Annotated in this window: 11 protein-coding genes; 4 read left to right on the top strand and 7 right to left on the bottom strand. The window is 44.6% G+C overall.

Going from position 1 to position 11796, the window contains the following annotated elements; genetic code table 11:
* The 4 genes from J7529_RS21230 to J7529_RS21215 form a co-directional block, all read right to left on the bottom strand.
* The coding region (locus tag J7529_RS21230; protein ID WP_413038952.1) for an RNA-guided endonuclease InsQ/TnpB family protein at positions 1–863 on the bottom strand (863 nt) is incomplete at its 3' end.
* A 146-nt stretch (positions 864–1009) separates the two neighbouring features.
* Positions 1010–1360: a DUF86 domain-containing protein gene (locus tag J7529_RS21225; protein ID WP_318730618.1), complete on the bottom strand. Its 351-nt coding sequence runs from the start codon at positions 1358–1360 to the stop codon at positions 1010–1012.
* Positions 1332–1676: a nucleotidyltransferase family protein gene (locus J7529_RS21220; RefSeq protein ID WP_318730617.1), complete on the bottom strand. Its 345-nt coding sequence runs from the start codon at positions 1674–1676 to the stop codon at positions 1332–1334. Before J7529_RS21220 ends, J7529_RS21225 begins: the two co-directional genes overlap by 29 nt.
* Before the next feature lie 12 nt (positions 1677–1688).
* Positions 1689–2561, bottom strand: a complete 873-nt coding sequence (locus tag J7529_RS21215) for an NAD(P)-dependent oxidoreductase (RefSeq protein WP_318730616.1) — start codon at positions 2559–2561, stop codon at positions 1689–1691.
* Positions 2562–2609: 48 nt separating this feature from the next.
* On the opposite strand from J7529_RS21215, the gene J7529_RS21210 reads away from it, so the two are divergent.
* The 3 genes from J7529_RS21210 (at position 2610) to J7529_RS21200 (ending at position 5441) form a co-directional block, all read left to right on the top strand.
* The gene (locus J7529_RS21210; protein WP_318730615.1) at positions 2610–3926 is read left to right on the top strand and encodes a TMEM143 family protein; all 1317 of its coding nucleotides are present in this window, start codon (positions 2610–2612) and stop codon (positions 3924–3926) included.
* A gap of 69 nt (positions 3927–3995) precedes the next feature.
* Positions 3996–4655, top strand: coding sequence for an ATP-binding cassette domain-containing protein (locus J7529_RS21205; protein WP_318730614.1), 660 nt, complete (start codon positions 3996–3998; stop codon positions 4653–4655).
* 12 nt (positions 4656–4667) lie between these two features.
* Positions 4668–5441, top strand: a complete 774-nt coding sequence (locus tag J7529_RS21200) for a Uma2 family endonuclease (RefSeq protein WP_318730613.1) — start codon at positions 4668–4670, stop codon at positions 5439–5441.
* A gap of 53 nt (positions 5442–5494) precedes the next feature.
* On the opposite strand, the gene queG is transcribed toward J7529_RS21200, so the two are convergent.
* Genes queG through J7529_RS21185 form a run of 3 tightly spaced genes read right to left on the bottom strand, consistent with a single transcriptional unit; the run spans position 5495 to position 8628 of the window.
* Positions 5495–6463, bottom strand: coding sequence for a tRNA epoxyqueuosine(34) reductase QueG (queG, locus tag J7529_RS21195; protein WP_318730612.1), 969 nt, complete (start codon positions 6461–6463; stop codon positions 5495–5497).
* A gap of 33 nt (positions 6464–6496) precedes the next feature.
* Positions 6497–6925 (bottom strand): ATP-binding protein, encoded by a 429-nt coding sequence (locus J7529_RS21190; RefSeq protein ID WP_271943705.1) that lies wholly within the window; start codon positions 6923–6925, stop codon positions 6497–6499.
* Between the two features lie 5 nt (positions 6926–6930).
* On the bottom strand, positions 6931–8628 hold the full coding sequence (locus J7529_RS21185; protein WP_318730611.1) for a SpoIIE family protein phosphatase: 1698 nt from the start codon (positions 8626–8628) through the stop codon (positions 6931–6933).
* Between the two features lie 430 nt (positions 8629–9058).
* On the opposite strand from J7529_RS21185, the gene topA reads away from it, so the two are divergent.
* On the top strand, positions 9059–11647 hold the full coding sequence (gene topA, locus J7529_RS21180; protein ID WP_318730610.1) for a type I DNA topoisomerase: 2589 nt from the start codon (positions 9059–9061) through the stop codon (positions 11645–11647).
* Positions 11648–11796: the final 149 nt, after the last annotated feature.

The raw sequence follows: 11796 nt of genomic DNA, 5'->3' as shown, positions 1-11796 counted from the left end.
GCTAGTTTATGGTTTCTAACCAGGCCGGCGATATTCAAATCTTCATAGGCAACCACATCGTTAGAGTGGATAACGGAACGTGCAAATCTTTTTGCATGTTCTTCTCGCCGCCTACTTACTTTCAAATGTTGCCGGCCATACCTTTTTCTAGCCTTCTGATAATTTTTGGATTGAGGTTTCTTGTTTTTACGGTATTTTTGGGACTTCTGGCGATTAGCCCTTTTGAGCATTTTTTCCGCTTCTCTATAAAACCTAGGATTCGGCTCAGTGTGTCCATTTGAATCAGCCAGAAAATACTTAAGCCCTACATCCAACCCAATCATTTGATTGGTTGGCTCTACTTCAATTCTGATATCTACCTTGATACAGAATTGACAATAATATCCGTCTGCCCTCCGAATTAATCTAACTCGTTTGATTTGATCGGTAGAATAATATCCTAAATCCCAAGTTCCTACAAGTTTTAACTCTCCAATGTCCTGCTTGTCTGTAAACTTGATTCGCTTGGGAGAAAGGAGCTTCCATCCGGAGATTTTATACTCCACTGAGCGAGAACATTTCTTAAACTTAGGATATCCTTTTTTGCCGGGCTTTTTCTTCTTACAGTTTTCGTAAAAACGTTCAATTGCAAACCAGGCACGTTCAGCAGAAGCTTGTCTCGCCATACTGTTCAAGTTTTTGGCAAAACTAAATTCTTTAGCCAACAAAGCACAATATTTATTTAGATCGTTTCTTGAATTACCTAATCTTTCCATCCAATAACGTAGGCATTTGTTACGGATGAATTGGGCAGTTCTGATCGCTTCATCGATGGCTGCGTATTGGTTTGGTTTTGCCTTAATTTTGAATTCGTAAACTATCATTTCTTCTGATCGCACCAATATATTAATCTTATCACGCTCTCGTGTAAGAATCAAATTTTTATAGGCAGGTTTTAACCTGCCCTTAGCCTTCATCCCCGGAATGAATTCACGGGGTTTTCGGCATGTTTCTTATAAAAAGTTGAAAGTTATTCTTGTTGCTCCTCTTGTACCGATAAGAGAAGCTTTATATCCTCTAGAAGTTCTGGAATGCTCGTTTGGGTGATTTCCCAGACTTGAGAAAGATCGATCTGTCGGTAGTCGTGGACACATTTATCACGCATTCCGGCAATTTGTCGCCAAGGGATATGGGGATTTTGCTGCCGGAGTTGGGTGGAAAGTTTTTTAGTGGCTTTTCCAATAATAGTAATGCTGTAGAGAATCGCTTTTTGGGCTTTCAGGTCAGTCAGGAATGTAGCTTCGTCCATGTCTTGAACAAAGTTAATGATATCTTGGGCATTTTGGGCAATATCAAGCAGATAGAAGGGATCGCGATTCATAGATGACCTGATAATGATTGAGAATTTCCTGACGGCGAAGCCAGTTCCGGTCTTGTTCAACGGCTTTTTTACTGACGAGATCGACCTTTCGGTTGAACAAGTCTTGCAGTTGGTATTCAAGTCCAACAAAGTCTAACAGGCTAATTTTGTAGTTGGGAGCAAAGGTGACCAGGATATCGATATCGCTCTCAGAGCTAAAGTCATCACGGAGGATGGAGCCAAACAAGGCCAATTCAATGATTTGGGCATTCTGGCAGAATACCTGGAGTTGCTGGGGAGTGATATCTAGACGTTGATAGAGGATTTCAATATTCATACAGAAATGGTATTACTCTTCCCTAGAGCGAAGTGCTATCCCTTCAAAGAGGGCAGAATAGTCATCATCGAAATGGCCGCGATCGCCAGATTTTTCTAACACTTTGGCGATCCCTTCCAGCATACTCCCCTCTAATCCGAGATCATTCGCCGCTTGCAGAAATAAACGGGTATCTTTGAGCAGATGTTTCACAGGGAAATTGGGATTACTATACTGATGATCGAGCATTCGTTGCAGTTTCTTATCAAAGGTGGGTGCATAGAGGGCACTTTGACGCACCAATTGCATAAAGGCTTCTACATCGATCCCTTCCTCTTGAATCAGATGTAAACTCAGAGCAAAGGCGGTTGTTAGGGATGCAATCAGTTGATTCATGGCTAATTTTACCGTGGCTGCACTCCCCACAGGGCCAAGGTGGAGCGGTTCCGGGCCAAAGGTTTGCAAGAGGGGACACCACTGTTCAAAGTCGGCTTCTGACGCACCCACCATCACCAAGAGTGTCCCTTTCTTCACTTCGGGAATACTGCCTAATACGGGAGCTTCTAAATAGTGTCCTCCATAGTCGCGAACCTGTTGAGCCAGAGTTTTGGTTTCCGTGGGGGCAATCGTTCCCATCTGGATAATGGTATGGTCGGCTAATCTAGGTCGGGTGGTAGGATTGAGGATAACTTCAGCGATCGCCTCTCCATTGGTCAGCATGAGGAGCGTACAGTCCGATGATTGTAGCACTTCAAGAGCAGAAGTGGCGATCGCTACCCCAGCTTCTGCTAAAGATTTCAGCTTCTCTGGTGTACGATTATAGGCAGTGACCTGATATCCGGATGCTTGCAATTTTAGGGTCATGGGGCCACCCATCAGGCCCGTGCCTATGATACCAACTCTCACAAGGACACCTCCTTCAGTTCCCTTTGATTCTCGACTTTTCTGTGACCTATGGCTCATTATAGCGATCGCGAAGCTTATATTCCCTTTGACCGCCATCATCTGATTGACTTATGTCTCAGAGATGGAAAACTCCCCAAACCAGAACAGGAAAAATTTCGTCAATTTTGTCAGCTTCTATCCGCCTATTATCATTTTCACTTCCATTCAATTTTAGAAGATCTCAAGGACTATTATACACCCTTTAATCCCTATGAAGAACTCTCCGAGTTTCAAAGCTTCACGTCCGCCCATCAACAGCAGATGGAAGTCGATTTCTTTAATCGCTTTGAGCAAGTTTTGCAACGAGCCAACTACTTCCCTCTTTCCCAAGAGACCCTAGAGGAAGCCTTTAGCCAACGATCCCTCATTGAACTCAAAACTGATATTGATTTTAACGACTTCGATCGAATGCTATTCTATTGTCAGGGAGATATTTATCAACTCATTACTCGTAAGAAATGGTTTCGCACCATTAAGGAAGATCTGGATATTTTCGAGCGCGTTGTCGTGGCCATTAAGTTTAAAGATGAATCCTATTTTGCCAAAGATGAGGATATAAAATTTAAACCAGGGAAAATTTATCTATTTTATTATAAAAATGTTCCTAAATTTGATTTAGAACTTCTGTTTCCCAATGTCAAAGTGAGCATGACTTGGAAAGACCGAATCATCTTAATCGCATCAGCCATTGGTGCAGCGATTCCTGTCTTAATCAAGATCTTGCCACAAATCGTAATTCTTGTAGGTGTTATCCTATTTTTTACGGGTACTTTACCCGGAATGGAAGATATGAAAGCTAATGAAGAAGATGTACGGAATTTAACCCCTGCATTGTTGGCTACCCTATCTCTCTTAGTCGCTTTTGGTGGATTTGCATTTAAGCAGTATAATACTTACAAAAACAAAAAGATAAAATTTCAGAAGAAGGTAACTGAGACTCTATTTTTCAAGAACTTAGCCAACAATACCAGTGTATTTCACACCCTTATTGATGTGGCAGAGGAAGAAGAATGTAAAGAGATAATTTTAGTCTACTATCATTTGCTCACCAGTGGCAAACCCATGACTCCAGAACACTTAGACGATCGCATTGAGTCTTGGATGGAAAAAACCTGGAATTGCCGTATCGACTTCGATATTAATGGCCCCCTGAATAATTTATATAATATTCGAGGAACCTTAAACAACCTCCAGGGTAAACCCCAATCGGGTATTCCTTTATTGAGCTATGATGAGTGGGGCAAGTGTCAAGTCAAATCGTTAGATGATTCCTTGGAAATCTTAGATTATTTATGGGATAATGCCTTTCGCTATAGCCATAGTTAGGTGAAGAATAGGGAATAGGGGAACAACTCAGAGAGCAATCACCCATTACCAGTGCGAAGCGCTAGATATATGAATACCAATACTTGTTTATCCGCTCATCAAATTGGGCGCAGAATCCAAGGAAAATGGCTCTGGAGAAACCTAACCTTGAGCTTAACCCCAGGATCTCGCTTGGGGTTAGTGGGAGCATCCGGGAAAGGAAAAACCCTATTATTACGCGCTTTAGCGGGATTAGACCCCCTGGATGAAGGTCATATTTTATGGTCAAAACAGCCAGGAAAAGAGCGCAGTTTGACCCCAAAAATCTTTCCTTATTATCGTTCCCAAGCCATTTATATTCATCAACAATCAAGCGTATTTGAAGGAACAGTAGAAGATAATTTAAAGGTTGTTTATACCCTTAATATTCATGAACATAAAACCTATAATCTAGAGTCTATCAAAAGGCTAATCACCCAACTGAATCGTCCTTCAGATTTTCTGCAAAGACCGGCGACTACCCTATCCGGAGGAGAGCGGCAAATTCTCAGTTTAATTCGCGCTCTGCAACTCAACCCAATGATTTTATTTTTAGATGAACCAACAGCATCTCTTGACCCCCAAACCACAGAAAAAGTTGAAGATTTAATCGATAATTGGATTCAGGAAAATCCTTACAGGTGCTGTATTTGGACAAGTCACGATCCTCAACAAATGGAGCGGGTAACGAGCGATCGCCTAGAATTATAGAACGACGTTAGAATGGCAATTGATCTTTTACCGTATCTATTACCTATTACCTATTACCGCGCGAAGCGCTATAACCCCATGAATCCAACGCTCACCACCTCCCCAGAACAGTCCCCTGCTCTCGACTGGGAAGATATTGGCGAACCCGATGTCAGCGATATTGTCACCGAAGATGATACACCCGTGGATAATCTCATTTCTGAAAAGCAACAGCGCTTGTTAACCACCTGCTTGTACAGTGGGCTGGAGATGGATCAATCCTTCATTGCCATGGCTAATGTAGGCTTATTCTATGGCAAAGACTATCCCCCCCTAGTTCCTGATGCGCTCCTCAGTTTTGGGGTAGAACTGCCCGAAGATATGAGTCAAAAGAAAAATCGCTCTTATTTTGTCTGGAACCTAGGGAAACCCCCTGATGTTGCTATTGAAATTGTCTCTAATAAGGTGGGCAATGAATTAGGCTCGAAATTGGAAGACTATGCCAGAGCCAGAGTACCCTATTATGCTGTATTTGATCCCTTCCATTGTCTATCGGAGAAAACCCTTCAAGTCTATGAGCTAAGAGGGTTAAGCTATCATCTGCTCCCCCATAGTTGGATGGACGGTATTCAATTAGGATTAACCCTCTGGAATGGCGTGTTTGAGGATTTTGAGTATCAGTGGTTGCGCTGGTGTGATGCTCAGGGAAACCTGATCTTAACTGGGGATGAAAAAGCCCAAGAGGAACATCAACGCGCAGAACGGTTAGCCCAGCTCTTAAGAGAGCATGGAATTATGGAGGAATAATATCATTTCTGTATGATGTTGCACTGAACAAGGGGCTGAGAGCAACTTGCCTCTCAGGGATCAAATTTTTGATTTTTAATTTTTAATTGATTAGAGCGGGCGTTTCTTCTCCACATTTGGGGTTTAATGCGTCTGAGAGCAGAAGCGCGAAAGCGTCGATCCCACTCTTGTTCAGATAAATTCGCTAGATCGATCAGTTTGGGGGCAAGGTTTTCTGGATAGGGATGAAATTCTTGGATATGGGTGGGTTGGGCAAATCTCTGATTCCAGGGACAAACCTCTTGACAAATATCGCATCCAGCAACCCATCCGTTGAGGTTTTCGGCGATCGCCTCTGGCAATTCCTCAGCCCGATTTTCGATAGTGTGATAAGCAATACAGCGATTGGCATCGACGACAAAGGGTTCGGCGATCGCCCCAGTAGGACAAGCCTGGATACAGCGCTGACAAGTCCCACAATGTTCTGTATGGGGCTTATCTGGCTCTAAGGTCAAATTCGTCAAAATCTCCGCCAGAAACACCCAGGAGCCAAATTTACGGGTAATCAGATTACCATTTTTGCCCACCCAACCCAAGCCTGCGGTTTGGGCCCAGAGTTTATCTTGAACCGGCCCGGTATCCACATAGGCTTTAAGTTGGATATCTTGCCCCTGTTCCTGTAACCATACCGTAAAAACCTTTAACTTTTTGCCAATCACCCGATGATAATCTCGTCCCCAAGCATAGCGAGAAATTTTGCCATACTCCGATGCTTGGGGTTGAGAATAGGGCGTATAATAATTGAGCGATAAACTAATAATTGAGGCTACCTGGGGAAAAGCTCTGCGAATATCTTGGCGTTTGGGGTTTGCCATCCAATCCATATCTGCATGATAGCCCTGGGCTAACCAGTTTTGCAGTCCTTGAGTCCCTTGTTGGGCGCTCGCCCGATCAAACACCGCTATCCCCGCTTGACTAAAACCAAGATCAATAGCTTTTTCTTTCACCTTTTCTGAAGTTAAGGTGGTGGACTCTTCAGACATCAATACTACCCCAACTCACCCTTCAATCCGAAACTATTCTTTCTGCAAAGCCGGTACACTCGCCTCTAGTTTTAGACAATTCCGACCATCAATTTGCAGGCGATACTCCACTCTATCCATCAATCGATTCATAATCAACCACCCATAACCTCCTTCCTGTTTTTGTTCTGGATCGGGTGGCAGATAAGTCGCTAAATCATAACCTTGACCGTGATCCCAAACCTCTAGAGCAATATCACTATCTTGCAATTCCAAACACATCACCACGGGCAATTCTGCCTTATCTTTATGGGCATGACGAACCACATTAGAATAAGCTTCCACTAAGGCTAATCGAAACCGAGTTGATTGTCTGGACCAATCTGCTGACTCCCCCAGTTCCACTTCCAAACATCCCAGTAACCAGGACTCAACAATTCCCAGAAATTTCAAATCGCTTGGCACATTTAGCTCAGTTTTCATGAGACCTACAAAACCTCCAAAGATAGCAGCGTTTGATCATCTTCTTGTATAGCACTATCTGCTCGAACACTATCAAGCAGTTGGGTTAAATTAAGTTTTCCAGACTGCTGACTCAACAATCTCCATAACCCTTCTTGATTCAGCATGGCTTCTGAATCTATTTGACCTGCACCCGGATCTTTCGCTTCAGTAATTCCGTCACTGGTGAGTAACAGTACATCGCCTGATTCCATTTTCACCTGTCCAGACTGAGCTTTCCAAACGGGTAAAATACCTACCGGAATACCCCGCACTTTGAGGATATTGGGTTCTACCGTAACGGGTTCATTGGAAGACAATTGCTCCATCAGTTTTTTGTGAGACCAAATCAGGGGATAAACATGGCCGGCACTGGCATAGGCGAGTTCCTGAGTTGAGGGACGATAGCGAGCCACCGCCATAGTGATAAAAGAATTGTTATTCGTCAAATCATCAATCAGGGAACTATTCAGGTTCCGGATCACTTCATTCGGCTCCTGGGATGTATCCTGAGACAGTTCTCGTCGCAGTACAGAAATGGCACTAGCCATAAATAGAGCAGCAGGAACTCCTTTACCTGAGACATCACCAACGGCTACCCAAATATCGCCTTGGGGATGGACATAGACTTCAAAGAAATCTCCGCCGACTTCCCGTGCAGGATAGCAATGGGCTTGGACATCAACCGCATCAATTTCAGGCCAACTTTGCCGGAGCAGGTTCGCCTGAAATTGACGAGCAACTTCGAGTTCTGATTGCAGTTGGTTGGCGAGTTTGGTGGCTCGTTCATAGAGTTTGGCTTGCGAGAGAGCTAAGGAGGCTTGTTCAATGATGCTCTCTAGTAGCTGAATATCCTCATCCGGCCAAACCGTGTCGGTGTCATATTGATAAAGGGAGAGAATACCAAACAAGCTCTCTTGATAGCTTAGGGGGACAGCTAAGTGCAGATAAGGGCGATCACCTTCTGAAGACCGTTGAGTTTGGGTTTGATGACTCTCTAGAGCGGATTGAATTAAGGCTTGAGAGTCTGGGGAATTGAGGAGATTGATATCCTCTGAGGAGTCCGGAACCTTATGATAAGCAAACTGATGTGCAGTCAACTTTTTTTCTTCAACGGACTGAAGACAACAGAAATCTGCTTCAAAGTTCTCGCCCAGCGTTTCGCTGATGTTTTGCAACATACTGTCGTAATCGAGCTTATCTCTGAGAGCCGTCATCACCGTATTTTGAATCGACTCCCGCCGTAGCGATCGCCGCAAATTATTCGTACTTTGTTTAATGACTTGGTAGGTCTCTGAGGCTTGCTCAATTAAGGCCTTCAGTTCCGTCGGGTTCCAGGGTTTAACAATATACTTAAACACCTTCCCCGCATTAATCGCCTCAACCAAGTCCTCCACATCTGTATAACCGGTTAATAAAATACGGATTGTGTCTGGATACTGTTCTACGGTTTTGCCCAAAAACTCCGTACCATTCATTTCTGGCATCCGTTGGTCAGAGATAATGATTGACATTTCTCCTTCTTGATCCAGAATCTCTAGAGCGGCCTTTGCACTTTCAGCACGGTAAACTTGGAAATCTCGTCGAAAGGTTCGATAAAGTAGATCTAAGTTATCTCGTTCATCATCAACGACCATCAATTTGGCTTTTTTACTACGTCTTTCTCGGCGTTCACCCTGACTCATTCCACGCTCCCATTACAGGTTGGTTTGACGGTACAGTAAAGAAAGTCACCCAGTTGGGATAAGACTTTCGGTTTAACGGGCCCTTCAAAGCTGCTATCTTTACTAGATTTCATGAGGTTTGTCAAGGTCATCTGAATCTACAGGATCATTTGCTCCAAGCAGTTGAGTATTTTGGGATTATTGATCCACTTTAACTTTACTAGACAGTTTACACCTACTCGACTAGGACTGAATAGGGGGATAGGGAGGATGGGGAGGAAATCGGATATAACAAGGAAAGGATCAAACCCCGTGTTGCCCTTTCTCCATTCCCCTCTTCCCATAAATCTTAATGATTTATCCCTTGACAAACGCACAAAAATCTTCCAAGTTGACAAACTAGCTAGAGATTAATTAACCCATCTCTGCTGATCTATTCCCCATATGCCCTATGTCAAGCCTCGTTATCGTTGAATCTCCAACCAAAGCGCGAACGATCCGCAACTTTTTACCCAGTGGTTACCAAGTGGAAGCCTCAATGGGTCATGTTCGTGACCTTCCCTCCGCCGCTGATGAAATTCCCGCCAGCGTCAAAAAGGAGAAATGGGCCCAACTGGGAGTCAATGTAGAAGCGAACTTTGAACCCCTCTATGTGATTCCCAAAGATAAAAAGAAAATTGTTAAAGAACTCAAAGACGCTCTCAAGAAAGCGGATGAGTTAATTCTGGCGACAGATGAAGACCGAGAAGGTGAGAGCATTAGTTGGCATCTAAAGGAACTCTTAAAACCCAAAGTTCCCATTAAGCGGATGGTCTTTCATGAGATTACCCAAGAAGCCATTCGGGCAGCTCTAAAAAACTGCCGGGATATTGATTTGCAATTGGTTCATGCTCAAGAAACCCGGCGGATTTTAGACCGCTTGGTGGGATATACGATTTCTCCTTTATTGTGGAAAAAAATAGCGCCGAAACTCTCAGCCGGACGGGTACAGTCAGTGGCGGTTCGGTTGTTGGTGGCTCGCGAGCGGGAACGGCGAGCTTTTCGTCAGGGGTCGTATTGGGATCTCAAGGCGACGTTGGAACAGACGAAACTGACGTTTGAAGCCCGGTTAACCACTCTGGATGGGGTTAAGATTGCAACAGGCAGTGATTTCGATCCTCAGACCGGAAAAATCATTAAAAACCGTAAGGTGAAACTTCTGAATGAGACAGAAGCGAAGGCGCTGCAAAAGCAGTTAGAGGGAAAAACTTGGACGGTGACGGAGGTAGACGAAAAGCCGACGACGCGCAAACCCTCTCCTCCCTTTACCACTTCGACTTTGCAACAGGAAGCGAACCGCAAATTGGGGTTATCCGCGAAGGAAACGATGCGGACAGCGCAAAATTTGTACGAGCAGGGCTATATTACCTATATGCGGACGGATTCGGTGCATTTGTCTAAAGAGGCGATCGCCGCAGCTCGCAGTTGTGTAGAACAGAAATATGGGCCCGAATATCTCTCCCCTACGCCACGCCAATACAGCACCAAAAGTAAGGGAGCGCAGGAAGCTCACGAAGCTATTCGTCCAGCCGGAAAGCAGTTTCGTACGCCCCAAGAAACGGGGTTAGAGGGTCGCGAAGCCAAGGTTTATGACCTGATTTGGAAGCGCACCGTAGCGTCTCAAATGGCCAATGCCCAGTTAACCCAAATTGCGGTTAATCTGCAAGTGGAAACCTCGGAATTTCGTGCTTCTGGTAAACGGATTAATTTCCCTGGATTTTTCCGCGCTTATGTGGAAGGTTCTGACGATCCCGATGCCGCCTTGGAAAATCAGGAGGTGATCCTGCCCGAACTCAAAGCAGGGGATCATCCTAATTGTAAACAATTAGAGGCGATCGATCACCAAACCCAACCCCCCGCTCGCTTTACTGAAGCATCCTTAGTCAAAACGCTGGAAAAAGAAGGGGTGGGCCGTCCCAGTACCTACGCCAGTATTATTGATACGATTATCGGCAAGGGTTATGCCCAAATGATCAATAAGGCCCTTGTGCCTTCCTTTACTGCCTTTGCGGTTACCAATCTTCTAGAACAACATTTTCCCGATCTGGTGGATACTCAATTCACCTCTCGTATGGAGCAAACCCTGGATGATATTTCTATGGGAGAAGTGGAATGGCTACCCTATCTAAAAACTTTTTATCAGGGTGAAACGGGTTTAGAAACTCAGGTAAAAGAACGGGAGAGCCAAATCGATCCCAATACCGCTAAGACCCTGGAATTAGAGGGCTTAGAAGCTAAAGTCCGTTTAGGGAAATATGGCCCCTATGTGGTGGTGGAAAATGGAGAAGATGAACCGCTCACGGCTTCTATTCCGCCCCATTTAACTCCGGATACTCTCGATCTGGAACAGGTACAAACGCTGCTCAAGCAAAAAACTGAAGGCCCTGACTGCCTCGGTGTTCATCCGGAGATGGGAGAAGATATTTTTATCCTCAATGGAACCTATGGCCCCTATGTGCAGCTTGGCGAAGTGTCGGAGGAAAACAAAAAACCAAAACGCGCTTCCTTACCCAAAGGGATGAAACCAGAAGAGGTAACCTTGGATATGGCCGTCGGGTTATTATCTTTACCTAGACTGTTGGGCCAACATCCCGAAACGGGAGCGAATATCAAAGCGGGTTTAGGTCGCTTTGGCCCCTATATTGTCCACGATCAAGGTAAGGAAGGTAAAGATTATCGCTCTTTGAAGAAAGAAGATGATATCTTAACGATTGGCCTCGATCGCGCTCTGGAATTACTAGCCCAACCGAAAAAAACCAGGGGAGGAGGTCGCAGTAAAACCAAGGAACCCCTGCGAGAGTTGGGAACACATCCAGAGGATGGAGAAGCCATTAATGTTTATGATGGTCCCTATGGCCCCTATGTGAAGCATGGTAAAGTGAATGCCAGTGTGCCGAAAGAACGGCCGGTTGAAGAGGTAACTTTAGAAGAGGCTCTAGAGTTATTGAAGGCTAAGAAAAGTACGAAAAGTACCAGTTCGCGGGGTCGCAAGAAGAGTTAGGGGCGATCCACTCTATCTCTGTAGGGGCGAAAAATTTTTTGCCCCTACTTTAAAATTGTACATTTCCCCTGTTTTTCCTCAAAACCCTGTGGAAAACTGGTTTCCTTTGTGGAAAAAATGGGGAAAACGCTATCGCACCGAGGACTGAT

The organism is Roseofilum sp. Guam (genome assembly GCF_017746735.1).
GTDB classification, from domain to species: domain Bacteria; phylum Cyanobacteriota; class Cyanobacteriia; order Cyanobacteriales; family Desertifilaceae; genus Roseofilum; species Roseofilum reptotaenium.
This window is presented reverse-complemented; position numbering and strand designations above follow the sequence as displayed.